The following is a 25,214-nucleotide window of genomic DNA, read 5'->3' on the forward strand; positions in this document are numbered from 1 at the left end:
TCACGGTCAACACCCTTGCGACTTACTAATGCTTCCAGACGTTACTCCAGCGCATAAGGGACTTGCACCCTCTAAATTAATACCTTACTTTGCAGTAAGGTAAAGATGCCCATACTGGGCACACACAATGGCTATAAGTAATTGCTGGTTCTCGCCTACTTCTGAAAATCCTCGCGGATTTTCAGTTTGGTGTGTACTTGCAAAGCTAAGTGCTAACCCACGCAACTACTCATAGCCGAGACCGTTATGGGTAACCCTTTGGACACACCCTAATAACAATTTAAGCATACAATCTTGGACAGAACAAGAATCAATCCTTCATAGCAAAATCCAAGCTTTTTAATATAAATAATTGAACTTAGTGCTATATGAGCTACCAATATTTTGCAGAACAGTATTTCGAATTGGGACTAAAGCCAACGTGTATATCGTATTTAAAAACGAAGTATAATATATCAGAAAAGAATCCAGAAAAATCACCATGTCATTCGTGGAGACGTTGGCAAGTCAGAAACCCTTTGAAGGAGGAAATAATTGACTTGCCTTGGAAAACTGCTATCGGAATCGGGACTGCTTTAGGGTTTACAAATAGGTGTATTGACATAGACAATTGTAGTGATGAAAATATTTTAAGTGATGCCTTAAATATTCTTGGACTACCAAAAGATTATGAATGGGCAGTAAAAACGCCTAAAGGTTATCACATTCATATTGAATCTAACTGGGCTTTGCCATTTATTACAAATAAAGAACTAAACGAAGGCGTTCTTTCACTTAAATCGAATGAAGAATTTAAAAATAAACTCAGCAGAATAGAATTACGTTGGGCGAACCATTCTGTTTTACCTCCAACTAAACTCAACGGTTATTCTTATTCTTTCATAAACGTTGATTTCCCTTCAAAAGCTCCTTCAACTGTATCCGTTTACAATATTTTTCTTTTGATAACAAAATATTGTGGAACCTATCATAAGGACATTCACGGAGAAATAGGAAAAGTCAAAATAAATAAATTGCTATTTGAGTGCATATATGCTTCACATTCATACTACCCAGAAATTTCAGTTTTCGACGCCTCACAAATTGAAGATAGATTAATTGCCGAATGCGATTCAGGGAAGACTATTCGCACAGTAATTGGCTATAATGAAGATAAATTGTTATCTGAATTTGATGGGTCACGTTATTATCAAAATATTTCGCCATTATTTATTGATATAGAAACTACTGGCTTAATAAAAGATTACCTCGATTATAAATCTTATCCGCACGTAATCCAGATTTCTTATACTTATGGTCGAAATTCAGAAATCTTTTCATACTATATAAAACCCGATGGTTTCTCAATACCTAAAGAAATTGAAAATTTAACAGGCATCTCACAAGACATACTTTTAAAGGAAGGAGTGACCTTCGACAAAGCACTATTGAAACTTTTATTTAGAGGAGAGAACATACCAATTGTCTGCCATAACGCAGATTTTGATATATCCGTTTTGGATGTTGAACATCTAAGATTTATGGAAAAAGCATCAAAGGACCCCTTAGCTGCAAGGTGGGGCAACCCTTTCAGAAATGGTTGCCAAATTTATTGTACCATGAAAAAATATTCCCAATTTTTTGGAGGAAAATATCCTAAGCTCACTGAGATGTATGAATCCTTATTTAAGGATGAACCGCCCAAGGGAATGCATAATGCTTTAATAGATGTAGAGATTTTAAAAGATTGCTTTTATTTAATGAATCTATACGGATATAATAAGTTTGTGTCATCCAAAGGCATAATTGAAGATGTTTAAGCTAATGCCCTTGCTCTCTTTGCTCAATCCATTTATTGATAAATCCTAAGATTCCTTCTGTAATTTTAATCATTTGCACACAAGCAACTTTTTTATCAAAATCATTTATGAAATCACTGCCTACCTTAATCGAATGGCTAAGCGTCATGGCTGAAGGGTCTCCAAGATTAGAAGCTCTTAAAATATTATCTGAGAAATGAACAAATCCGCTGGATTTTTCATACGTCTCTTTCCCCCCGTTGGCGCTCGTTTGCAACGAGTGCCATAGCCTATATTTCTGAGAAGCTTATCCACACTAAATCCTAATCTTAACCCATAAACCCAGGATCATCAATTTCAAGTACGCTATAATCATCCTGATAATTCCTTGCGCTTGAGTATTTATAATGTACCGGATCCGTGACCAAACCGACGACGACCGGATTATTGTGAATGTAATTGATCTTTTGCTTTATGACTTTGTCAGTCCAAAGCTCGATAGGCTGGTTATGATGTTGCCAAAGCTGATACTGAGAAACATTACTTGATTTCTTTCCTGCACGCTCCAATAGCCATAATAACCATTCTTTTCGACTTTCTTGGGAATTATTGGCTATAGTTTCAACAAGCTTTTTAGACGTGTATTTTTTAAAGTCTCTCAATAATTCCATAGGTCGTTCATTAGATGATCGGAATACCATATGCACATGGCTTGGCATGAAACAATAAGCGTAAAGCTGCATACCCTTGTGTGCCCTACAATAAGTCACACTGTTTGCCAATACGTTAAAATAGACCTGTCTTGTGAATATATCTAACCAATAAACGGTAGCAAATGACACAAAATAGAGACCTGCTTTGTTATGGAATTTATATTTTCTACTCATGTATCTAATATACAACTTGTTTGCATTGTGAGAATAGGTTGCGGGAATGGGTTGCGGGCACTCGTTGCAAACGAGCGCCAACAGCTGAAAATATCGAAAAATTTTTTAAATAAAACGATTTTGTCTCGGCAAATGCGAGCGTCCCATTTGTGCTTAACAATACTATCGGTCCCTATAACCCATTGAATGGCTTTAAAAATTCGTAGCTCCAATGATAGGATAGTTGAGGGAAAGGCAGTAGATTGGCGGTCGGAAATTTGTATCCGTAAATGAGATAACGATAAAACCGAGTAACGATATTTGCTTCTATTGGCGCTGAAATGGCAGAGGTCAGCGCTCTTAGTTCTTATGAATATAAATTACAATTAACACCAACCAAAAATCTAAAAATATGAAAAAAAAGAATTATTTGTTAGCTACTTCGATAGCTGGCATCGCTCTTATAAGCTGTGATAGTGACCTCTGTGACAAAGGATATACACAACTCGACAATGGCGTTTGTGTCCCTGATTATGTTGTAGGGATAGAACAACATTCAGACCTAGGCAACATCTTTTATCATTCAAAATTAGGGGTGATAAAGTTTAATCAGGGCCAATGGTTTGACGACAATAATCGAATTATTAAAAATCTTAATGACTAAATCAATGAAAAAAGCCCTTACCCTACTTCTCATATTTTCTTTCTTTTTTGCTAATGCCCAATATAATAATGGAACACTATTTCTTAAAGATAGTACTTCTTTAAGAGGGCTGATTAAAATAAAAACATTTGGCGGTATAAAATTCAAATCAGATAATGATTCGGAATCAATTGATTATGATTATAATAAAGTTGATGGATTTGATCTCAATGGAAAAAGTTATAGGTATGTAAAGAACACTAATGAAATTACTCCTCGACTTCTTAACGAGAACATTAAAGGTAAAATAAGTCTATATAGCAATGAAGTGTACAATCCAGGCCATACAATTCCTAATGGTTTTGCTGGTGGAGGAATGTCTTTTGGAGGTGGAAGCTCTACGATTTATTTTATCAAAATAAACGATGAACTCACAAGAATTGGTGCAAAATTGAAAAATAAACATTTAGAACTTTTCAGTTCTTGTCCATCATTGACTCAAAAAATCGAAAACAAAGAATTTAAAAAAAGAGAGGTGTATGAGATTGTTTCTTATTTCAATGACAATTGTGATTAGAAACCACCTACTCTCCTTTGAGATTTAAAAACAACACAATTTGTAACCTCGCTTGGGCAAGCGTCCCGCCCGTGTCCGCCAACACTATCGGCCACTATAGCCTATGGCCTGGCTTTAAAAATACGTAGTTCTACTTATAGGAAAGTTTAGGTTACTTCGGTTCGATTTGTGCCACTGATTTCGGTATCATAGTGCCAGGCATTTCGGTTCAAACTGTGCCATTTTCGTCTGTATATTAATACTCATAATGGTTCTATTTTTATTGCCCCCCAATTCCTCAATCCGACGAAAAAAATAAATTTAGTTATTGATTAAATTGATAGATTTGACATGCCATAATTAACTAAATTTGACTTTTGTCGAGACTATAAAACCTATGAAAACAATTCTATCATTTTTAATACTGTTAACCTTCAGCCAAGCAATAGCACAGGCGGATACAACTGATTTTCAATATTATTTATCCACATCTGATTTTCAAAATAGGGTTAGTGGACAAGAAAAAATTGTGCCTGTTATTAAAAAGCATGAGAAAGACTATATCAAAATATCCAAATTGGTGGACGAACAGACTGGGAAACGAAATAAACCCGCCAATTTTCCCTGGGCGGTTAAACTCGATACGACCTATTATTTCAATTTACGATATAGCCGAGATTTACAAAACCCAGAAGTGTATTTAAAAGCAGATATTATTGGTAAATTTTGCGCCCTTATCATTGATCAGGATACGAGTCCAATAATTTCAAGTGGAGGCGCGAATTATGGTGGCGGTTTAACGGGTGTACTAATAAAGGAAACGGAAAAATGGGGTAAAAACTGGATCTCAGAGGACGGCAAAAAAGTAAAACTCCTGATTACTGATACAAGTAACTTAGAACTTAAACACGGATTTGGACATTCAAACTCAGATTGGAAATTGTTGTCCCGAAAAAACATCAACGAGATATTAGGGCTTTCACTTTCTGAAGAAGACATAAAAAATCTGACCCTAAAAGATGTAAAAACCATCGTGTTGGAAAAAAACAATGTCGACTTACAATGATGGGATAAGCTACGGATTGTTATTGTCATTGATTACAATTGTCTGCAACAAACCACACCATCACTATTAGACGCAAATTTGAAGACCACCTAAACACTGATAATATCATCTTATAAAACAATGAGAAATCATTTTCTTTGTTTTACACAAGCTAAATATAATCGCAAATGACAGGAATATTAGCCCAAACTATTGCAATGACCTCTTTCGGGAATGATTATTTAAAACATGGTAAAACGGTAAGCTTTTATCCCAAAAACTCTACGTTCCAACATTGCAATTTTGTTGACTTCAGAGAACTGAAAAAAAAGAATTTTTTCAGTTCTAAAAAAGAAATTATTGTTTCCAAAAATCCAATGGAATGGTTCGAGCATTTAAAATCCAATAATTGTAATAAACTCCGTCTTTACTATCAAAAAGTTAAAGAAGATGAATATAAAATGGCTGGGATGGTTGGAGGTGGCGGAAACTGGTACATAGAAACAATTTATCCGACACATTCCGATTTTTGGATAAGCAGATGGAATCACGATAAGAATTTAGGCGGAAAACCTTGGCAAGTCACCTATCTAAAAGCCATGGAAAAACGCCCAATCTTAAATCAACAATTTGACGTAAACCAAACAAGAGAAGATTTAAAAACCTGTCTCCAAAATATCATTGAGTTTGCTCATCAAGAAACCACAGAAAATTGGGTGAGACTATTTAAAAACGCCAAAGAAACTCTTGAAAATGAAAATCCAGAATCTGACTTCTACCATTATGACTTAATCATTTGGAACAATTATGATTTAAAGAACAAACAACTGTTGATGTCGGCGAGCAAAGCCTTTGTGTTTGGTGGAATGGGTTCATGGAATGATCTGTCGTTTGATAAAAAAGAGACAGAAGAAACGTATAATAAGTTATCAAACGATTTATATAATACGATGATGAAGTCTATAACTTGTGCGATAAACAAAGATAATTTAGAATAAAACCGAGGATAAGGCATGGCTTGGTCATCGCTGTCGCTGGTTTGCAATGAGTGCTATAGTTGATTTGATCTGAAGTAAAATACCTTTGCACAGCATTTAAAATCCCGAGCGCCTGCAATTCGAGCGTAATAATTGAGTTATATACTTGAGAACACTGAGCTAAGTAGTCACTAAACAGACCTTAAATTAAATGAAGCCTATAGCAACACTCCTACTCCTTTGGTTTGGCATATTAACGGCCAGCCCACAAATTGCCAAAGATATCACCACCTTAGAAACACCTGCTTTGGACGAAACTTCCGGTCTTCTCTTTTATAACAACACCCTCATTACACATACCGACAGTGGCGGCAAAGCACAATTATATGAAATAAACGCCACCACCGGCGCCATCACAAGAACGGTTGACATAACCAATGCTACCAACGTCGATTGGGAAGATATTGCCCAAGACGCGGCTTATATCTATATTGGCGACATTGGCAATAATTCAGGCAACAGGACAGATCTGAAGATCTATAAAATATCCAAAGCAGATTACAACACTTCTGATGGTAAGGTTACCGCCGAAATTATAAGCTATTCCTATGCCGATCAACTTGATTTTACGCGTAGCCCAAACATGACCAATTGGGATGCTGAAGGTCTTATTTCCTATGGTGATCGACTTCTCATATTCACCAAAAACTGGGTAGATCTTAAAACGAATGTTTATGCCATTCCGAAAACCAGTGGCACCCATAGCGCTGTTTTAGTGAGTAGCTACAATACCAACGGACTTATTACAGGCGCCGATAGTTCTCCTGATGAAGAGGTCATTTATCTTATTGGATACAGCACTTCTGAAGCACCATTTATGTACACGATCCACGATATACCCGTAAATAGTTTGGATATATTCTCAGGTAAAATATCTGATAAAATAGTGGATATTGTCTCTTTAGGATATCAAGTGGAAGGGATTGCGCTTTTTGAAATGACGCCAACCACGGATCGTATATATCTTTCCAACGAAAAATTCAGTGCTTCCCTTGGTCCCATAAAAATAAAGGTTCCAGCCAAATTATTAGGTATTGAAATTGATGCCCAAACATTAAACCCAGTGGTTCCAAATACGACTTTAAATCCGTCTTCAAAACCGCGCTAATTGTCGTTTGAAACAATCGCCATTTTGGAAAAGTAAACATGGTCTTTTGACAGGAGGCTCAACAAAAATAGCCGTGCAGTGTGCTCGGCTTTCTTTAAATTATAAATGTTTAAAATCTTGAGAATTAAATCCCGATTGAGGAATTAAAACCTGTAATTCATTTTGGCATAGTAATAGGCGCCGCCAAATCCCATCTGTACAGCATCCCAATACCCGCCACCTTCAGTCCAGTCGTCCTGTTGATCTGGATAGACATTGAACAGGTTATTACTGCCCACATTCAATTTTAAATTATTTGATAGCTTAAAACCTAAATTAAGGTCGGTCACCATTTTTGCCCCATAGGTATCTGTTGCGGCAAGTATTTTAGCGGCAAATCCGCCGTAATCGGCAGAATCTTCTTCGGCTTGCCAATCCAACAACTTGACTTCACTAAATCGTGTCATGGTCAGGCCAGCATCAAACCAACTTTTATTGTAGGTCAATAATAAACTCAATTTACTGTCGGGCGCAGAAGCCAATAAAAATGCTTTATCACGCTCTCCAAAAAAGGTTTGTTCGTCTAAAGTGCCGTTGAGAATTTTATCAATTTTCATGTCGTTGAAGTTTCCAAGAAATGTGGCTCCAAAGTTGCTTTCCTCTCCAATATTGGTCTTCCAAGACAAGATGACATCCAATCCTGTGGTTTTGGTATCGACACCATTAGTGAAAAACTGCGCAGAATCTACTCCTGGAATGTCGGTAGAGGCAAAATTGCCCGTCAAAACAATTCGGTCTTTAACATTGATATAATAGCCATCCACAGTTGCACTGAACTCCCCGAAGGATGCCGTAAAACCCAAAGCCGCGTTAAAGGCTTTTTCTTCTGTAAGAGGCCCGATTCCGAAGGATGCGGTCACAGGGCTATTATTTGGCGATAATAACTGATCACTGGCAACGCCGCCAATAAAGTTAGTAAACCTGAGGTTATAATAGATTTGGGCCAAAGATGGAGCCCTAAAGCCTGTACTGACAGAGCCTCGAATATTGATATGGTCGGAAGCTTTCAAACGCGCAGCTAATTTCCCATTGATGGTACCTCCAAAATCGCTAAAGTTTTCAAAACGTGCCGCTGCACTCAATAGAAATTTTTCCGTTATATCAAATTCGGCATCGTCATAACAAGCTCTAACATTCGCGGTTACATTACTGCAAGATGGAGGCAAGAAAATAACCCTGGTATCATTTGGTTTGGCATAGCAGCTGCTTCCAATGTTCCATTCCCAATAAATCACATCATTACTGTTGCCGTAAACGTAGGCTTTTACCATTTTCAATTGTATATAAGGGTAAACAATATAGATTTTTCAATTCCTGCTATTGAAATATAATTTTAGTTTGGAACCGGTCCTTTTAAATTCTTGGTAATCATCAAATATTACTAAATTTACCCATGCCTTAAAAACAGTATCATTTAAGGTGGATAAACTATATTAATCTGATGTATCTATGAGTGATTCGACTAAATCCATGATGAATAAAATTTGTGTTGTAACTGGGGCAACCTCAGGCATTGGTCTGGAAACTGCTAAGTCCTTAGCGTTAAAAGGCGCATTTGTTATTGTTGTTGGTCGCAACAAAAAAAAATGTAGTGCCACCGTTAAGCAAATAAGGCAACTAACAGAGGCGTCACTTGTTGATTATGTTTGTGCTGATCTTTCGGATTTAAAACAGGTCTATCATCTGGCCAAAATCCTTAAAGAAAAATATGACCGTATTGATGTGTTGGTAAATAATGCGGGGGCCTATTTCAAATCCCAACGATATGAAAGTGTGGATGGCTATGAAATGACTTTTGCCCTGAATTATCTCAGTCCGTTTTTATTAACATCCTTACTGATCGACCTACTGAAGGAAAGTGACCAAGGCCGTATTATTAATGTGTCTTCCGACGCACATTATAAGGGTACAATCCAATTGGATGATCTCCAATCAAAACAAGAGTACAATGGCTTTAATGCCTATGCACAATCGAAATTGGCGCTTGTCCTTTTCACCTATGAGCTTGCTCGGCGACTTAAAGGCACAAACATCACCGTCAACGCCTTGCACCCGGGGTTGGTCGCTACAAATTTTGGAAAAAACAATGGCTGGCTCCGTTTTTATATCAGACGGTTGGTGATGAGAAATGAAATAAACGCATCAGAAGGTTCAACCACTTCCATTTATCTTGCCACTTCACCTGATGTCGCCAACATAACAGGAAGCTATTTTAAAGATGAGAAAGAAGTCAAGTCATCTGAAGACTCTTACGACCAAAAGTTAGCCACCCAGTTATGGGAAGTGGGTGAAATGCTAACCAATATCCCCTCTTGAAATTAAATCCACCAGCTTCCATTCGATAATCATGATAAATCAACTTAATGATTTCTTGTTTTTTTTGTCCATCGCTTTATCGTTTATAGCAATTTTATTTAAGTACAGTTTGAATATTGAAATCCATTAAAAGTCTCATAAAATCAAAGTCTATTTCATGGTTTCCTTACGGGACATCTAAACTTTGGCAGCCGAGTTCATCATAAACAAAAGCTTATTTATTTCCTATCGCCAATTTTCAGATGGGGACCGATATTTAATCTTTGTTTTTTTATAAAAATAATATCGGATAAAATTATCCGATATAAAAAATTTGGTTATATTTATATCGCAGTAAAGCTGTTTTTAAAAGCGTGTATATAGACCACACTAATTGCCAGTAATTTTCATCGATAACACCAGATGAACTTTAATAAAGAGAATTTAAACCTGAATTCCACCACAGTTCTGCATATAAGCGGTTGTAGCAATACAACAGACACGACCTGATAGTTTCGTTAAAGATTCTGCCAATAATAATAGAATTAGTAAAAATAAAGCAGACAAGACTAAGTTGACCAAAATACCGTCAGAGACCGTGATTCAAGTAACAGAGAAATGCAGCTTGGAATTTCATGAATGTCACAGCCATAACCTTGGCTCCCTTCGATCATAAATTGAACCTACTACTGAACAGATTTAAACTCAGAATTTAAAATACTTTTTTACTCTTTTAAAAACAAGAGCTTCTTCAACACGTGGATGTGCCTATTGTTTGAATATCTACACCACAGATAATGCAAATTAGCTCTATACTATTTAATGAAAGATAACCTAACGGTTTAATCACAATCTTCCTTCTGGTTGGTTGTTGAGGAGGTGGAAACTATAACACCAGAAAATAAATCCGCTGGTGGGAATAAAAACTACACACTAACATTAAACATATCTATTATGCAACAACAATCAATCTTTGTATTGTTCTTGGTCTTAGCTGGCATAGCTACTATTGTCTTTACTTATATATTTATTTCTTCAAAGAAGGCAGCAGCAGAAGAAAAAGGCATGTCCAATCCATTAAAAAAGAGGTTTTGGTTTTCACTCATCCTATTTGTAATCCTTTGTATTTTCATTACGGCTACCATTCCAAAATCGCCCTATTATCTTTTTGCAGATGAAACACCGGCAAGGGTAATCCATGTGTCTGCAATTCAATTCCAGTTTATATTATCCGAGAAAGCTATTGACCCCGAAAATCCCTCAGGAGAAAGCCATATCGAATTACCGATTAATGAACTGGTCGAGTTCAGAGTGACCAGCTTGGATGTCAACCATGGTTTTGCCCTTTATGATAGCTCAAACAGATTAATTACGCAAGTACAGGCCATGCCCGGCTATGTTAATCGCCTCCGATATAAATTTAAAGATCCTGGAGAATACAAAATCTTATGTCTGGAATATTGTGGTATGGCCCATCAGGTCATGAGATCATCTTTTATGGTTAACTAAAAATCAGTAAAACATATATAGTAATGGCATCAATAAAATTAAATAAAATCACATCTGTTTGGATTATTTCCGTACTCCTTTTGTTTATTGTCAGTATTGTATTAGGTATTCTTATGCGACTCAATCAAGGTGAAGTGATTAGTCAATCCCCAATTACCTTTTATTCAAATATGACTACACATGGCTTGACCATGATTGGTATTTGGTTTGTGGCAGGCATGGCAGCAGTCAATTATATTATGGAGCGCTATGTAAAAACAAGTTATACCGTAAATGTTCTTGCCTTGGTATTAACAGTGATTGGAATACTCATGTTTTGGGCTTCCACATTTATAGGTCATTTTCATTCGGCGTGGACTTTTCTCTACCCATTACCCTTTAAAGAAATGGGATCTGAAACATGGGCAACCCTCATGTTCTTAGGCTCCTTAACAGTATTGGGCATTGGTTGGCTGATCTGGAGCATCAGCTTAATGACTCAGATACTCAAAAAATATTCCATTCCACAAGCCTTGGCATGGCAGCATTTAAGAAAGAACCCTACAGTTGAAACACCTCCCTTTATACTCATTTCCATGATTACGCTCATTGGGGTCATAGCTTGTCTACTAGCGGCAGTGGTATTGCTTGTCCTGTTTTATGCTGAATACTTTTCTAATGGCAATTTTGTAAATGATGCTTTATTGATGAAAAACCTTACTTATTTTTTTGGACATACCATCGCCAATGAAATGCTCTATTTAGGGTTGGCGGTTATTTATGAATTGTTTTCAGAAGTAAGCGGAAGACCAAAATGGAAAACAACATGGTATGTCGCCTTAGCCTGGAACTGTACATTGGTATTTATCCTTACCGCTTTCTTCCATCATCTATATATGGATTTTGTACAACCCCAAGGATTTCAAATTATTGGACAACTAGCATCCTATTTTGCAAGTTTGCCAGCTGCAGGAGTTACGGTATTCAGCATTTTTATTGCCGTATATCGAACTAGAATAAAATGGTCGCTTACCAATCTGTTGTTTTTTATTGGCGTTATAGGATGGGTCATCGGTGGTTTGGCAGCAGTAATCGATTCCACCATCTCCAACAATATCGTCCTGCACAACACCCTTTGGGTTCCTGCACATTTTCATACCTATAATGCTATGGGGAATGTTTTATTTAGTCTCGGGTTTTTCTACTGGTTTTCCATTCAGTTTTCAGACAAAACCAAAGTAAAGAAAAGTACGACGTTGACCTTGGCCCTACTTTTAATAGGTGGCATCGGATTTCTGCTTGCCTTTTATATTGGTGGAGCGGAATCAATACCGCGCAGGTACAGTATCTATCCTTCCGAACTTTCTATTGGAGCGTCTTTGGCTACTATTGGGGCGGCTTTTGCTTCCATCTATTTTATCGCAATTTTAATTTTTTTCTTTAATATTTCTAAAAGATGTTTAAAAATATTGTTTTCATCATCCTGACCATCAGCTTTCTCAAGACAACATCTGCCCAAACGGTTTCTCCAAGTCTGAAAGAGGAAAGTGACATCTATGAAAAAATATATGATGCCCCTTTAATTTTAGATGAAACTCAACCAACACCATTACACGAACTTTATAACACAAAGCCCCTTTTAGTGGTACTTATTTTTACGCGCTGTACGGGAGTATGCAATCCATTTTTGTTGCGGTTAAAGGAAAGTTTACAGTTTAAAGCCAAGAAAGACTCATTCAATGTTTTGGTGATGAGTTTTGATCCTAGGGATAGCATAAAGGATATGAATTTACTGGCTCGACGATTTGCTTTGGAAGATAATAACCAATGGATTTTCGCAGTAACGGACAGTATTCCAAAATTAAACCAATCCATCAGTTTTTATCCCGTTTGGGATAGTATAAGAAATCAATATGATCATGATGCCCTATTGGTCGGAGTAAATAATGAGGGATATATCACAAAAAAATTAATAGGAATGAGGGGAGGTCACGACTTGGATTTATTGATCGCAAGCGTTAATAATGTTTTTTCGCCAACCTATCGCTTACCTAATAAAAATGTATTGTTCTCTTGCTTTAATTACGATCCGAAAACAGGAAAGAACAAACTTGGATTGGGCCTTCTATTTATCGCCTTGCCCGCTATTTTGACGGTATTAATACTAATTGTCATCGGTTTTTCCGTTAGATCTAAAGCATCTGAATTAGAAGAATCATCCTGATGAACAAAAGATGTCTGATGGTTTTAAATGTTTAAGTCACAAATTAAAATTATTTATGTTATCACCTCATCTGAAGGAAGGTGATTTTATTGTTTCCATATCCCTACAGACTAGTCGGAATTTAAATAAGAGTTTATATTATAAAATCTCCAATCAGAATCAAAAGTAATTTTAGCCTCTAATACGTTTGGATCCATGTTTTAAAACAACTTCAAATCAAGAACTTAGGGCCCCACTCGACCGACAAAGGCGGACACACCCATGAGATTTGAATATGGTATTGTCTTTTCAGGTTGAGACAAGCATCTGAGTGTTAAAACCCAATGGTAAGTATCAATTAAATTCAATGCGCGAGCCTACCTGCAAATCTTGTATGTCTGTATTTCGGCAGACAGGACTTCTCTTTTCAGTTTATATTTGTTAAATTAGGTGTTTTACTCCTGAATGTATTACACCCAAGCCGCCAGAGGCCATACAATAACCTACTAGCAAACATCAAACAAACACTAAAATGAAAAAAACACTTTTAATCCTATTGTCATTAGGTCTTGTATCCTGTAATCAGCAGACCGACAACACCAAAGAATTACAAGACCAAATCAACAGTTTGGAAATCAAACTGGCCAACACATACAAACCTGGCTTCGGAGATTTTATGGGGAGCATACAGGCACATCACGCCAAACTATGGTTTGCTGGGCAAAACGAAAACTGGGATCTTGCCGACTTTGAAGTACACGAAATCATGGAAGCCATTGAAGATATCGAGGAGTTTCATAAAGGACGAAAGGAAACCGAATTGATGGGCATAATCATGCCGCCGTTAGATAGTATCAGCAAGGCCATTGACCAAAAAAACGCCGCCTTATTCAATAATAGTTACACTTCGCTCACCAACGCATGCAACGAGTGTCATCGTGCCGTAGAAATGGAGTTTATTTTCATAAAGACACCCGATACGCCACCTTCAAGCAATCAGGGCTTTGAACCTATAAAATAAAAAAACAAGTCTTCTTGTGATAGCCATTACTTTCTCAATGGCCAAGAGATTCAGTATTGAAATTCCCTACGTTTCAACGATCCAACCATAGTTAATAATCCAATCAGTATATATGAAATCGAGAAAATTACTAATGATACCGGGGCCAATAGAATTTGAAAACGATGTGCTACAACGCATGGCAATCCCCACTCCAAGCCACGTGGACCCAGATTTTATTGCTGCTTTTTCGAATTGCCTAAAACTGTTGAAAGACGTTTGCCAAAGTCCATCTGGTCAAGCATTCATCGTGGCAGGAACAGGAACATTTGCCATGGATATGGCAGCAGCTAACCTCATAGAATCGGGCGATAAGGCTCTTGTGGTCTCTACGGGCTACTTCGGGTTGCGCTTTGCTGAAATCTTAAAGCGTTATGGTGCTGAAGTAGATATATTAGAAGCTCAAGTGGGCGACATTGTCCCTATGGAACAGATCGAGCAACAACTCCAATCCAAAACTTATAAATTGTTAGCCTTTACCCATGTGGATACGTCCACCGCCGTATTGAATGATGCCAAACGGATTGGTGCCTTAGGTAAAAAGCATAAGGTGCTGACGGTGCTTGATGGCGTATGTTCAGTTGCCGGTGAGGACATCAAACAAGATGAATGGGGCATTGATGTAGTTCTTACTGCCTCACAAAAAGCCATAGGTGTTCCTCCGGGACTGGCTCTTTTGGTGGCCTCCCAAAATGCGATGCGAGCCTTGGAACAACGTAAAAGCCCTGTGGCCAATTATTATGGCGATTGGGCCAATTGGTTGCCAATCATGAAAGCCTACGAAAACAAACAGGCTTCATATTTTGGCACCCCGCCGGTCAATCTCATCATGGCGTTGGAAAAAAGTTTACAAGCTATTGTAAAGGAAGGCTTGGACCAGCGTGTTGACCGACACCAAAGAGCAGGAAAAGCCATGCGGGCTGCACTCAAAGCCATTGGTTTGGAAGTGCTGTCAAAAAACGAGGACATCGCTTCAAATACGTTATCCGCTCCCTATTACCCAAGCCAAATAGATCCTGCAACTTTCCTTCAAGGAGTCAACAAGGAAGGCGTTGTACTGGCTGGAGGTCTCTTGCCCGAATTGAAATCCAAATATTTTAGAATTGGACATATGGGATCAGTCAACAAAGGTGATTTATTGGCCACCATAGGCGCTATTGAAACCGTATTAAAGAATTCTGGACATAGACATGAATTGGGATCGGGAACAGCCGAAATATTGAAGCACTTCTGACCGACTCTGCCAAACACTCGACTACTGACCTCCACACATACCAATTCTGGCAGATTGTAGAGGTAGCTCTATGCCGCGCTCGCAAAAAATTATCTGAAAATTCAATAAAAAACATTTGACAGAATAAGATTACTTTTATCTTTAGCCTTCAAAAATCAAAAAGGCCCACCTCGTCGGTAGGTGACATAAAAAAACTACTATTTAAATCGCTTTACTCATGGTCAGATACAACATCGTTATCGTAACCCTTCTTTTTCTAAATTCTTTATCAGCGCAAACTGACCCTGAGCTGGTACATTTTGATAACAAATTGAATGAGTTTCTTAATGTGCGGGATTTTTGTATTTCAAGAGATGGGGACGAAGCATTTTTCACTTTACAGAGTCCAAGTACAGCCATTTCACAAATAGCGGTCATTAAAAAAGAGAGCAACGACTGGTTAGACCCTGAATTATTACCTTTTTGTGATGCATTTACGTATTTGGAACCATTTTTGTCAAGTGATGGCAATCGCTTATATTTTGCTTCTGATAGACCTTTGGATGATTCCTCCAAGGAGAAAAAGGATTTTGACATTTGGTATGTCGATAGACCTCATCAAGAAGCCCAATGGTCAGAGCCTAAGAATATGGGAAAGCCGGTCAATTCAGATTTAGACGAATTTTATCCAACCTTAAGCGACAATAACAATCTGTATTTTACGATGGACGCTCCCGAAGGCCTTGGAAAAGACGACATCTATTTTTCGAAGTGGGAAGATGGACAATATATAGAGCCTGTGCTTTTAAACGAAAATATCAACAGTGATGGCTATGAATTTAACGCCTTCATCTCTAAAAAGGAGGATTTTCTAATTTTCACAAAATACAATGAAAAAGATGGCCATGGCAGTGGGGATTTATACATTTCGAAAAAAGACCAGAACGGCGAATGGCAGAAAGCGACAAATATGGGCCTTCCCATAAATTCAAAATATATGGAATACTGTCCTTTTTACGATGAGGATAATCAGCTTTTATATTTTACAAGCAGACGAGAAACAATCACCTCAAAGAAATTTAAGGACATCAACGATTTTAAAAGCTACATTCAAAACAATCCAAACGGCCTGAGTAAAATTTATTCGACTTCTATTAAATTAAATTAGAAACCATCCTGTCGCTTATTTGAGCAATCCTCTGCTTCCATTAGTCGTAAATCCCACAAGATGAGAGGCTAAAAGACATCAACCAAAACAATGAAAATCACTACAAAAAAATGGGTTCAATGGCATAGATTTTGTACAAACGGGACAGAGTTGAATTATAAGTTTCCCAAGGGAAAAAAACAAAAACCCAAAAAACCATTAGAACAAAATGACAAAAACAATTTTAACAATGACCATGCTAGCAGCATTCTGGTTTAGCTCTTGTAAAGAATCACCAAAACAAGAAAACACTGACACAACCACCACAGAACAAGTTGCTGACGATATCGTAAAAAGTACGTCGACCGACGCAGACGGTAACCACTTAGAAATGACATTTAATAATACAAAAGGCACTGCCACTTTAGATTTCAAAGGAGAAACCATCGAATTGGTTGCAGAAAAATCGGCGTCGGGAATTTGGTACACCAACGACCTTTATGAACTGAGAGGAAAAGGCAACGATATAGAGTTGAAAAAAGACGGCGAGGTAGTTTTTAAGCATAACGATGATATTGTAAAAACTTCACTAAAAAACGAAAAAGGACAAACACTGGATATGACCTTTAACAATACCACTAATGAAGTAAAAGTATATTTGGATGGCGGCGAACAAATTGATTTGGTTGGTGAAAAAGCTGCCTCAGGAATTTGGTACAAAAATGACCGTTATGAGCTTAGAGGAAAAGGTGACAATCTTGAATTGACCAAAGACGGCAAGACCGTATTTAAGAACTAAAACTGTTTTACCCATGGTCTGTCCTATCAGCCAGGCTAATATGATCAAAACACGAAGAGTCCTTCCTGCCCGGATTTGGGAATGGAAGGATTTTTTTCGCTTTTAATAGCGCAACCAACACCACCAAACACTCAATAAAACCTTTAGAAATACAAATAAAAATCCGCCGATGAGGCTTTTCAAAACCCATCGAATTATTGTATATTCTCGCCCTATCAAAAGACAAATTTATGGAAGACAAAAAAAGAGGTGATTATATAAAAAACGTCCTAAAAAACATGCCATCTGGCTGGTTGACGATCACCACACATCGCCTTGATATATATGATGAAGCACTGGCGAAAACTCAGTTCCTGAATGAATTTGAGAATTTATTTCAAGCTAATAATTATGAAACATCCGCACTAAATAATCTTCCTACTGCTTACGACTATATTCGGCTTGGCCATCCTTTATCTTGTATTCTGGAATGGAAAATTGCCCACTCAAATAATCTACAGCCAGAGAACGTCATCAGTTTTTCATCAAGGACGGCACCGATTTTAGCCATTCTAAGAAAAAACTTATTAGCAGGTAAAAACACTCAGATTCTTTATACCGATGCATTACCCGACCATTTTGAAGTTGAACTCCTTCGACGTATTTATGGCTATCAATTCGAGTTGAAACAGGTAAAAAGGACAGAGGACATCACGCCTTTTGAGGGCAGTTCGGTTTTTATTTCACAACACGACCAATTTCTTAACGTGAAGCTCTCCCCTACTATTGACTTTTACATTTCTTCACATCCACAGCTTGGCAGTGTGATCTTGGTCAATGGGGAGCAAAACGACAGTTATGTTTCAGAGATTCAGCATGTGAGAAGAAGAGAGACCATTGCCATGACACCCGACAATTGTCTTTCGGCCTTAAATTTGCTTCTTGACAAATCGTTTGTAATTCCTCAAAACACTGATGTTGAAGCCAACAAATCAGAGGTTGTAAAGACCATTAATCAAATTACGAACAGTAATTCAAAAGTATTAGTGGCCTCAAGCGGACTATCTATGCAGTATGCGATTATGATGGGACTTATTCACGATGCCCAAGAACAACATCCAGGAAAAGACATCAAATTTGTTGTGCCTCCCAACTGTTACGGTGGCACCAATGATCAAGCCAGACGCGTTGCTGCTTGCCTTGATAAGGTCGATGTAGTTGACTTATTGGTGGATGGTGACAACAATATGGTGGAAAGCATCGCCACGGTTTTGGATAAGCTTGCCACGGAAGACGCCATTCCTTACATCATTGCTGAAATCCCAACAAACCCAAGGGTTGAAGTTCCAGATCTCACAAAATTAAAAGAGGTTTTAAGTCAAGAACGCCACACCAAAAGTGGAGACTTGGCTATCGATCCTGTGTTTATTTTAGATCAGACATTTTGTCCAAATGTCCACTTTTTAGGCGATGAGGACATCCTCTCCACCGTGCGGACCATCTCTTACGCCAGCGGATCAAAATTCCCAAGTGGCGGGCTGTGTACGGCGGGCTACTGTGTAGGAAATAAAAAAACGGGAGCGTTGATGGACAAGATAGAGTTGCATTTAGGCCTATGTGATAATGAGGCTACGGACCTTCAAATGGAAATATTGGCCAAGCAACTGCCTTCCATGAATCAGCGAATTAAGGATGCCTATAAGAACACACGAGACTTTGTCAACTTTATCCATGACGTCTTACCTACAGCAAAAATCAATTTTGTATCGGAAGAATTGGCCGAACAAGGTTTTACCCCATCGGTGTTTTCGTTAGATCTTCCCACCAAAGGAGCTTCTGACGAAGAACGGGAAGCATATAAAAGGGCCCTGAACTTGAAATTAATCAATTTAATGATTACCGAAATCCCCCATGAAAGTAAGTTCTGTGTCAGCTATGGGCAGCTTAAAGGTTGCTACTGGACCATTCCCGCCACCTCTACGCAAGGAACGACCAAAGAAGGCGACAAAGATTATATTGTACGAGTTTCATTAGCGCCAGAAGTAGATCTTGAAGGTCATAAAAAGGTCTTTAGAGACTTTGTTGAAAACATCTGATTTTGGTAAGCATTAACAGATTCAAGACTAATTTTACGGTAGGATAGCAATGTATGATGGACAATGCAGCTATTCATTTTGGCAAATCAAGGTTCAAAACATCCATCATACGGTTACAATAAACAATAATTACTAACATTAATCAATAATTTAAAGAATATGACAATTACAATTTGGTCGGATATCAGATGTCCTTTTTGCTATATCGGAAAACGAAAATTAGAAAACGCCATGTCGCAATTTAAGCATAAGGACGACATTATAGTGGAATGGAAAAGTTTTGAGTTAGATCCCAACCTACGCACCGATACGTCGATCAATACATTAGATTATTTCGTAAACAAAGGAGCCAACAAGGATCAGATATCCCAAATGTTTGCTAATGCCACAGCCATGGCCAAAGAAGTGGGGATAGAGTTTAACTTGGATGAAGCTGTAGTCGCCAATTCCTTTAATGCACATAAATTAATGCATGCTGCCAAAAAAATCAATAAGCAAAACGAGGCAAAAGAGCTGTTATTGAAAGCACATTTTACTGATGGAAAAAACATTGATGATATGGATGTCTTGGTTACTATTGGAACAAGCTTAGGATTTGAGGCAGAAGACATAGAAAAGCAACTAAAAGATCCGGCTTTGGATAAAAATGTCGCTGCTGATCAGATCCAAGCCAAACAGATAGGCGTTACTGGAGTTCCCTTTTTTGTTTTCAATAATAAACATGCTCTTTCTGGAGCACAACCGGAAGAAATTTTCTTGGAAGCTTTAGAGAAAGCCTATAGCGAGTAGTTTACTTAATAAATGGTCTCCTTTGATTGGATAGGAAGAAACAACTTGCTGTTTTAGTTAATTAAGAACAAAAAAAAAATCCCTTTTACCTATTTGACTGATCAATTGTTGAGCCTTGCCACTTTGGTTTCTTCATTTTGACTTCATGCTTTTAAGTAGGATTTCACTACCGAATTTCGTATTTTTAAAAGTTAATGCCGGACAGGTTTTTTCCTTTGGCAAACATGGGAATTCACCCACCAGCTAAACGCAGAAGTACATTTTAAACATATGGGGTGGATTAAAAAAAGTCTAAGTGAAATTGAATATCATGAAAATAATCAAGCTCTTTTTGAGACTTGCCATTGCTATCGGGTTTTTATCGGCTTCTGCAGACCGATTGGGCATGTGGCCCAAAGAAAATTCTGCTTGGGGAGATTGGGATAGTTTTTTGGAATATACACAAGTATTGAATCCGTGGGTTCCCGAAGCCTTAATACCAGCGGTGGGAACTATGGCCACAGCGGCAGAAATAATCTTTGCCATCTTCCTGATCATCGGATTTAAAACGGAACTGTTTGCAAAATTGAGTGGGTTTCTACTCTTGATCTTTGCTCTTTCAATGACCTTCACCATCGGAATTAAGAGCGTTTTTGACTACTCAGTACTTAGCGCCTCCGCAGCGGCCTTCGCCTTAAGTCTTTTAAAAGAAAAATATTTGGAGGTGGATACATTGTTAGCAAGACATAAAAAGTAAGGGTATAAAAGACGGAATCTGCTAAATGAAGCACTCGATTCAATCATTACGACAGGTCTTCATCGGTATCACAAAATCGTTTATAGATTAACCATGAAACTCTGTTTAGAACAACTTATAAACATCTATTTTTCAATGAACATTACACTTAGCACACTTGCAGATATCAACGACATATTCACTTTATACGATGCCGCAACTGCCTATCAAAAAACGGTAAATAACAAAAGTTGGAGGGGATTTGATCGCGCACTCATTGAAAAGGAAATCAATGAGAATCGGCATTTTAAGATTATGGAAGGCAATGAAATGGCTTCCACTTTTGTTGTTACTTTTGAAGACCCCGTCATTTGGGACAACTCAGATCAGGATAAGGCCATCTATTTGCATCGCATTGCGACACACCCAAATTATAGAGGCCGCTCTTATGTGAAAAAGATTATAGAATGGTCCAAATCCTTAGCAAAAGAAAGAGATATCGATTTTATCAGAATGGATACCCATAGTGGAAATGACAGATTAAACAACTATTATATCCGCTCTGGATTTGTTCATAAAGGCATCCGAGACATTGAGTGGACCAGTGATTTACCTGAACATTATAAGACAGGTCCGTTTAGTTTATTTGAGATGAAAATCTAAGGTATTGGAGCAAAATAGTGTTAAGAAGGCGGTAAGATGGCTCTAATACCTACAGTTATAACTTTTAAAATCGTATTTTACGAAACTGAAAACAGTTATAAATGCCAATAGAAAACATCCCTGAAATCTACCTTCCGAAGTCAGCAGAGAAACCAGATTTATTCGTCCATGACTTTAAAATGACTAGTGACGTGGTTAAAAGCAAGGTCAACTTAAGCATGAATATGTTCAGTTTTCTTCAAATAGGCAAAAAACAAGTCCACTTTGCAGGCACCTCCGTAGCCGTAAACAAAGACCAATCCTTACTGCTGAAAAAAGGGAATTGGTTATGGACAGAATTACTCGAAACAGAAGCCATTTATTATTGTAAACTCTTATTCTTTTCGGAAAAAATACTGAAAGAGTTTTTAGAAAAACATACCGATCATGCCGTCATGGCAAAGGAAGACAGTCCTTATTTTATCATTCGGAATGACAGCTATATAACCTCCTATTTGAATTCTTTAAACACGATTGGCAATGCTCCCGCAATGTTTATGGAGAACCTACTTTCTGTGAAATTTGAAGAATTGATGCTCTATCTCATCCAGAAATATGGTCAAAAATTTGAACACTATTTGCAATCCTTAATTGCGGATGGAAGTTCGCCCTTTAAAAAAATTGTTGAAAGTAAGATACACTCCAATCTGAGATTGGAAGAAATTGCTTTTTTATGCCATATGAGCCTGTCCACTTTTAAACGTCATTTTATCCGTGAATATAACGTGTCTCCCGGGAAATGGCTACAGGACAAACGGCTTCAAAAAGCAAAAGAGACTTTGGAAGAAGGTGTTTTAAAACCTTCTGAAATTTACTTGGATTTTGGATACAACAATTTGTCCAACTTCAGTATTGCCTTTAAAAATAAATTCGGCTTTAGCCCGAGCGAAACCTCTTCATAAGTTTAGCTCTTCATCTTCCACTTTAAATCTGACCCGTTTTCATAAGCTATTGAACTCATATGGTAACTATATACCTCAACCTTGATCGTAAATTTGCATTTGAACAATAACACTAATAAAACAAAGACATTATGAATATTACATTAGATCAAGCAGAAAAGGCCATTGCAGCTGCAAAAAAGAAAGCTGTTGCCATTGATACAAAAATGAACATCGCCATTGTAGATGCGGGTGCAAATTTAGTGGCATTTGCCAGAATGGACGGCGCATGGTTAGGTTCTCTTGACATTTCTATCAAAAAAGCAAAAACGGCACGTTTTTTCGATATGAATACTGGAGTTGTTGGCGAATTATCACAACCAGGAGGTTCGCTTTATAATATTGAGCATTCCAATAACGGATTGATCACCTTCCCAGGCGGTATCCCAATTAAAAACTCAAAAGACGAAATCATTGGTGCCATAGGCGTTAGTGGAAGTGCTGTTGAAAATGATCATGCCGTTGCAGAAGCCGGAGCGACAAGCATCTAAAAGCAGAAGCATTAAAGATATGTAGAGGGTAATTATAGTCTAGTTATCCTCTTTCATTAACAACGAAGTTGGCAAAAAATTGGAGATTGGAAATTCACAAAGTTTAAGCTATTAATTTCTCTTTTGTTATCCTGTTTACGACAAGAGCAATAGCGCCATCACCGGTAACATTACAGGCGGTGCCGAAGCTATCCATTGCAATATATAAAGCAATCATTAAGCCCATCATCTCCTCGTTAAATCCTAACATGGACTGTAAAATACCAACAGCTGCCATAATCGCGCCCCCAGGCACTCCAGGTGCTGCAATCATAGCAATTGCCAAGACAAATATAAATCCAGCAAAAAGCGTGAAAGTAAAAGGCACTCCTTGTAAAATCATCAATGCCATGGCACAAGCGGTAATTTTCATCATGCTTCCGGATAAATGAATGGTCGCACAAAGCGGAATGACAAAACCTGCAATTTTTTCTGAAACGCCATTTTTTATCGCCTGCTCCAAGGTCACCGGAATGGTAGCCGCCGAAGATTGAGTCCCTAATGCCGTGAAGTAAGCGGGCATCATTGTGGCCAATAACTTTATCGGGTTTCTTTTTGTAAAGAGTCCAGCGACGGTGTATTGCAGTAAAAGCAGCAAAATGTGCAAGGCAAAAATGACCCCAATAATACTCAGGAATACGGAGAATATTGAAAACACCTGACCACTAAAGGCCATACTTACAAAGATGCCCAATATAAAAAGTGGCAAAAGCGGTACAATAACATAAGTGATCAACTGCATGATGATTTTTTCGAAATCTTTGACAACCAACTGTAAACTGGAATTTTCTTGATGTGATAAGCCTAATCCAATCACAAATGCTAAAACCAATGCTGTCATGACGTCTATAACCGGTGGGATGGTGAGACTGAAGTATGGCATTAATTCTGGGCCGGAATCGGCGATTTCAGATGTATTCTTAACACTCGATTCCAAAAGTTGCGGAAAAATCCCAGATGTTGCAAAGTAGGTCATAAACCCAGAAAACAAGGTCGATCCATAAGCAATGGCCGCTGTTATCAATAATAATTTACCTGCGCCTTTCCCCAAATCAGAAATAGCCGGCATAATCAATCCCATGATAATTAATGGAATGGAGAAACTTAAAAATTGTCCAAAAAAGGCATTAAAGGTCGTGAATATTCTATTGATGGATTCAGGTAAGTACAGTCCAAAAACCGTCCCTAAGACTATGGCCACAAACACTTTAAACAGTAAATTTGAAAATAATCGCTTCATAACACATGCATATTACTTTTAGACCTTTGAGGCGGTCTCCTTGTAGATAATATTGAGTTTGCTAATATACTGTCAATGTCAGAGAAGATCAGATTTATAATGATCTTTTTTTTAGACCCTTGATATTTCATTTTGAATAAGAGCCTTTTAAAATTAACACTGATTTGATTAGCCTGAACCCCATATTTAAGAGCGATTCCAACTTTGGAAATCCTCTTAAATTCCTTAATTTTAAGAATATTGACTATGACTACTAAAAAATTAAATAAACCATGAGCAGAGGATTTGTAAGAGAAGATGATCAGGAAGAGGTGCCTTTTGTAGCACCACGAGCCGATTTACCCGAAGGTGTCACCAATTACGTGACCCAAGTTGGCATGGACGCACTGCTATCAGAAAATGAGCAACTGATTGCAGAACGAGATAACTTGGATATCACCGACGAAAAGGAAAAACGTATTGCAACCAATCATATCAACGCAAGATTACAATTGTTGAATAATCGTATTCTGTCTGCAAAAATTGTTGACCTCAGCAAGCAGCCACAAGATGAAGTGCGATTTGGGGCTTTGGTAAGCCTAAAAATTGGAAACGATAAAAAATTACAACACTATCAGATAGTCGGCGTCGATGAAGCCGATATCTCTAAAGGAAAAATTTCTTTCATTTCGCCAATTGCACGGCTCTTGACCGATAAGAAAGTTGGCGACACCGTCGTATTGAAATTAGCCAAAGAAGATCGGACTTTTGAAATTATGGACATTGTGTATCCTACATAAAAATATATAGAGCTACACAAAAAAACACGACCCATTAAAGGAGGCCACTGAAAAAGCATCTCATTTTTAGTGATTACTTTAAAGAAGCGATAAAATAAACCAAAATTTATTTTATCGCTTCTTTTTTTGGATCTGTTTTGACGAAGCTGATTAGGCTTTACCACAA

24 protein-coding genes and 1 pseudogene are annotated in these 25,214 nt (G+C 37.7%); 21 read left to right on the forward strand and 4 right to left on the reverse strand.

The features are described 5' to 3' along the window. Nucleotides 1–368 precede the first annotated feature (368 nt). On the forward strand, nt 369–1,799 hold the full coding sequence (locus tag G6N06_RS18695; protein ID WP_205334803.1) for an exonuclease domain-containing protein: 1,431 nt from the start codon (nt 369–371) through the stop codon (nt 1,797–1,799). Nucleotide 1,800: 1 nt separating this feature from the next. On the opposite strand, the gene G6N06_RS18700 is transcribed toward G6N06_RS18695, so the two are convergent. Both G6N06_RS18700 and G6N06_RS18705 read right to left on the reverse strand, forming a co-directional pair. After that, nucleotides 1,801–2,055, reverse strand: coding sequence for a hypothetical protein (locus G6N06_RS18700; RefSeq protein WP_163518224.1), 255 nt, complete (start codon nt 2,053–2,055; stop codon nt 1,801–1,803). A gap of 52 nt (nt 2,056–2,107) precedes the next feature. Then, complete coding sequence (locus G6N06_RS18705) at nt 2,108–2,665, reverse strand: transposase (protein WP_163518225.1); 558 nt, start codon at nt 2,663–2,665, stop codon at nt 2,108–2,110. Between the two features lie 391 nt (nt 2,666–3,056). Between G6N06_RS18705 and G6N06_RS18710 the strand changes: the two genes are divergently transcribed. The 5 genes from G6N06_RS18710 (at nt 3,057) to G6N06_RS18730 (ending at nt 7,033) form a co-directional block, all read left to right on the forward strand. After that, nucleotides 3,057–3,308, forward strand: coding sequence for a hypothetical protein (locus G6N06_RS18710; protein WP_163518226.1), 252 nt, complete (start codon nt 3,057–3,059; stop codon nt 3,306–3,308). 4 nt (nt 3,309–3,312) lie between these two features. Continuing rightward, entirely contained in the window at nt 3,313–3,864 is a 552-nt protein-coding gene (locus G6N06_RS18715; RefSeq protein ID WP_163518227.1) for a hypothetical protein, read from the forward strand. A 376-nt stretch (nt 3,865–4,240) separates the two neighbouring features. Then, nucleotides 4,241–4,909: a hypothetical protein gene (locus G6N06_RS18720; RefSeq protein WP_163518228.1), complete on the forward strand. Its 669-nt coding sequence runs from the start codon at nt 4,241–4,243 to the stop codon at nt 4,907–4,909. A gap of 167 nt (nt 4,910–5,076) precedes the next feature. Further along, nucleotides 5,077–5,886 (forward strand): hypothetical protein, encoded by an 810-nt coding sequence (locus G6N06_RS18725; protein WP_163518229.1) that lies wholly within the window; start codon nt 5,077–5,079, stop codon nt 5,884–5,886. A 190-nt stretch (nt 5,887–6,076) separates the two neighbouring features. Next, entirely contained in the window at nt 6,077–7,033 is a 957-nt protein-coding gene (locus G6N06_RS18730) for a T9SS C-terminal target domain-containing protein (protein WP_163518230.1), read from the forward strand. Nucleotides 7,034–7,176: 143 nt separating this feature from the next. On the opposite strand, the pseudogene G6N06_RS18735 reads toward G6N06_RS18730, so the two are convergent. Next, nucleotides 7,177–8,193, reverse strand: a pseudogene (locus G6N06_RS18735) (TonB-dependent receptor plug domain-containing protein); the annotation flags it as partial. 349 nt (nt 8,194–8,542) lie between these two features. Between G6N06_RS18735 and G6N06_RS18740 the strand changes: the two are divergent. The 14 genes from G6N06_RS18740 to G6N06_RS18805 all read left to right on the forward strand — a co-directional run bounded on the left by G6N06_RS18740 (nt 8,543) and on the right by G6N06_RS18805 (nt 22,990). Then, nucleotides 8,543–9,388, forward strand: a complete 846-nt coding sequence (locus tag G6N06_RS18740; RefSeq protein WP_205334804.1) for an SDR family oxidoreductase — start codon at nt 8,543–8,545, stop codon at nt 9,386–9,388. A 933-nt stretch (nt 9,389–10,321) separates the two neighbouring features. Then, nucleotides 10,322–10,876: a cupredoxin domain-containing protein gene (locus tag G6N06_RS18745; protein ID WP_205334805.1), complete on the forward strand. Its 555-nt coding sequence runs from the start codon at nt 10,322–10,324 to the stop codon at nt 10,874–10,876. A 23-nt stretch (nt 10,877–10,899) separates the two neighbouring features. Next, nucleotides 10,900–12,342, forward strand: coding sequence for a cbb3-type cytochrome c oxidase subunit I (locus tag G6N06_RS18750; RefSeq protein ID WP_163518232.1), 1,443 nt, complete (start codon nt 10,900–10,902; stop codon nt 12,340–12,342). Continuing rightward, nucleotides 12,312–13,079, forward strand: coding sequence for an SCO family protein (locus tag G6N06_RS18755; protein ID WP_163518233.1), 768 nt, complete (start codon nt 12,312–12,314; stop codon nt 13,077–13,079). Before G6N06_RS18750 ends, G6N06_RS18755 begins: the two co-directional genes overlap by 31 nt. A gap of 511 nt (nt 13,080–13,590) precedes the next feature. Next, nucleotides 13,591–14,079, forward strand: coding sequence for a hypothetical protein (locus G6N06_RS18760; protein WP_163518234.1), 489 nt, complete (start codon nt 13,591–13,593; stop codon nt 14,077–14,079). 112 nt (nt 14,080–14,191) lie between these two features. Further along, nucleotides 14,192–15,352, forward strand: a complete 1,161-nt coding sequence (locus G6N06_RS18765; RefSeq protein ID WP_163518235.1) for a pyridoxal-phosphate-dependent aminotransferase family protein — start codon at nt 14,192–14,194, stop codon at nt 15,350–15,352. Between the two features lie 217 nt (nt 15,353–15,569). Then, a complete protein-coding gene (locus tag G6N06_RS18770; protein WP_163518236.1) occupies nt 15,570–16,499 on the forward strand; it encodes a TolB-like translocation protein in 930 nt (309 codons plus the stop codon). 208 nt (nt 16,500–16,707) lie between these two features. Continuing rightward, nucleotides 16,708–17,277 (forward strand): MliC family protein, encoded by a 570-nt coding sequence (locus G6N06_RS18775; protein ID WP_163518237.1) that lies wholly within the window; start codon nt 16,708–16,710, stop codon nt 17,275–17,277. A gap of 230 nt (nt 17,278–17,507) precedes the next feature. Next, nucleotides 17,508–19,352 (forward strand): PLP-dependent aminotransferase family protein, encoded by a 1,845-nt coding sequence (locus G6N06_RS18780; protein WP_163518238.1) that lies wholly within the window; start codon nt 17,508–17,510, stop codon nt 19,350–19,352. Between the two features lie 159 nt (nt 19,353–19,511). Next, on the forward strand, nt 19,512–20,141 hold the full coding sequence (locus G6N06_RS18785) for a DsbA family oxidoreductase (RefSeq protein WP_163518239.1): 630 nt from the start codon (nt 19,512–19,514) through the stop codon (nt 20,139–20,141). 310 nt (nt 20,142–20,451) lie between these two features. Then, entirely contained in the window at nt 20,452–20,877 is a 426-nt protein-coding gene (locus G6N06_RS18790) for a DoxX family protein (protein WP_163518240.1), read from the forward strand. A gap of 135 nt (nt 20,878–21,012) precedes the next feature. After that, complete coding sequence (locus tag G6N06_RS18795) at nt 21,013–21,519, forward strand: GNAT family N-acetyltransferase (protein ID WP_163518241.1); 507 nt, start codon at nt 21,013–21,015, stop codon at nt 21,517–21,519. Between the two features lie 101 nt (nt 21,520–21,620). After that, the gene (locus tag G6N06_RS18800; RefSeq protein WP_163518242.1) at nt 21,621–22,460 is read left to right on the forward strand and encodes an AraC family transcriptional regulator; all 840 of its coding nucleotides are present in this window, start codon (nt 21,621–21,623) and stop codon (nt 22,458–22,460) included. Nucleotides 22,461–22,591: 131 nt separating this feature from the next. Next, a complete protein-coding gene (locus G6N06_RS18805) occupies nt 22,592–22,990 on the forward strand; it encodes a GlcG/HbpS family heme-binding protein (protein ID WP_163518243.1) in 399 nt (132 codons plus the stop codon). Nucleotides 22,991–23,093: 103 nt separating this feature from the next. Here the strand turns inward: G6N06_RS18805 and G6N06_RS18810 are convergent, their stop codons facing one another. Next, nucleotides 23,094–24,269, reverse strand: a complete 1,176-nt coding sequence (locus tag G6N06_RS18810; RefSeq protein WP_163518244.1) for a dicarboxylate/amino acid:cation symporter — start codon at nt 24,267–24,269, stop codon at nt 23,094–23,096. Between the two features lie 272 nt (nt 24,270–24,541). Between G6N06_RS18810 and G6N06_RS18815 the strand changes: the two genes are divergently transcribed. Continuing rightward, nucleotides 24,542–25,048, forward strand: a complete 507-nt coding sequence (locus G6N06_RS18815) for a GreA/GreB family elongation factor (protein WP_163518245.1) — start codon at nt 24,542–24,544, stop codon at nt 25,046–25,048. The last annotated feature ends 166 nt before the right edge of the window (nt 25,049–25,214 follow it).

The organism is Gelidibacter japonicus (assembly GCF_010725055.1).
Lineage (GTDB): Bacteria > Bacteroidota > Bacteroidia > Flavobacteriales > Flavobacteriaceae > Gelidibacter > Gelidibacter japonicus.

Coding starts and splice junctions, on each gene's coding strand:
- G6N06_RS18695 (WP_205334803.1), top strand. CDS start 369: ATGAGCTACCAATATTTTGCAGAACAGTATTTCGAATTGGGACTAAAG.
- G6N06_RS18705 (WP_163518225.1), bottom strand. CDS start 2,665: ATGAGTAGAAAATATAAATTCCATAACAAAGCAGGTCTCTATTTTGTG.
- G6N06_RS18710 (WP_163518226.1), top strand. CDS start 3,057: ATGAAAAAAAAGAATTATTTGTTAGCTACTTCGATAGCTGGCATCGCT.
- G6N06_RS18715 (WP_163518227.1), top strand. CDS start 3,313: ATGAAAAAAGCCCTTACCCTACTTCTCATATTTTCTTTCTTTTTTGCT.
- G6N06_RS18720 (WP_163518228.1), top strand. CDS start 4,241: ATGAAAACAATTCTATCATTTTTAATACTGTTAACCTTCAGCCAAGCA.
- G6N06_RS18725 (WP_163518229.1), top strand. CDS start 5,077: ATGACAGGAATATTAGCCCAAACTATTGCAATGACCTCTTTCGGGAAT.
- G6N06_RS18730 (WP_163518230.1), top strand. CDS start 6,077: ATGAAGCCTATAGCAACACTCCTACTCCTTTGGTTTGGCATATTAACG.
- G6N06_RS18740 (WP_205334804.1), top strand. CDS start 8,543: ATGATGAATAAAATTTGTGTTGTAACTGGGGCAACCTCAGGCATTGGT.
- G6N06_RS18745 (WP_205334805.1), top strand. CDS start 10,322: ATGCAACAACAATCAATCTTTGTATTGTTCTTGGTCTTAGCTGGCATA.
- G6N06_RS18750 (WP_163518232.1), top strand. CDS start 10,900: ATGGCATCAATAAAATTAAATAAAATCACATCTGTTTGGATTATTTCC.
- G6N06_RS18755 (WP_163518233.1), top strand. CDS start 12,312: ATGTTTAAAAATATTGTTTTCATCATCCTGACCATCAGCTTTCTCAAG.
- G6N06_RS18760 (WP_163518234.1), top strand. CDS start 13,591: ATGAAAAAAACACTTTTAATCCTATTGTCATTAGGTCTTGTATCCTGT.
- G6N06_RS18765 (WP_163518235.1), top strand. CDS start 14,192: ATGAAATCGAGAAAATTACTAATGATACCGGGGCCAATAGAATTTGAA.
- G6N06_RS18770 (WP_163518236.1), top strand. CDS start 15,570: ATGGTCAGATACAACATCGTTATCGTAACCCTTCTTTTTCTAAATTCT.
- G6N06_RS18775 (WP_163518237.1), top strand. CDS start 16,708: ATGACAAAAACAATTTTAACAATGACCATGCTAGCAGCATTCTGGTTT.
- G6N06_RS18780 (WP_163518238.1), top strand. CDS start 17,508: ATGGAAGACAAAAAAAGAGGTGATTATATAAAAAACGTCCTAAAAAAC.
- G6N06_RS18785 (WP_163518239.1), top strand. CDS start 19,512: ATGACAATTACAATTTGGTCGGATATCAGATGTCCTTTTTGCTATATC.
- G6N06_RS18790 (WP_163518240.1), top strand. CDS start 20,452: ATGAAAATAATCAAGCTCTTTTTGAGACTTGCCATTGCTATCGGGTTT.
- G6N06_RS18795 (WP_163518241.1), top strand. CDS start 21,013: ATGAACATTACACTTAGCACACTTGCAGATATCAACGACATATTCACT.
- G6N06_RS18800 (WP_163518242.1), top strand. CDS start 21,621: ATGCCAATAGAAAACATCCCTGAAATCTACCTTCCGAAGTCAGCAGAG.
- G6N06_RS18805 (WP_163518243.1), top strand. CDS start 22,592: ATGAATATTACATTAGATCAAGCAGAAAAGGCCATTGCAGCTGCAAAA.
- G6N06_RS18810 (WP_163518244.1), bottom strand. CDS start 24,269: ATGAAGCGATTATTTTCAAATTTACTGTTTAAAGTGTTTGTGGCCATA.
- G6N06_RS18815 (WP_163518245.1), top strand. CDS start 24,542: ATGAGCAGAGGATTTGTAAGAGAAGATGATCAGGAAGAGGTGCCTTTT.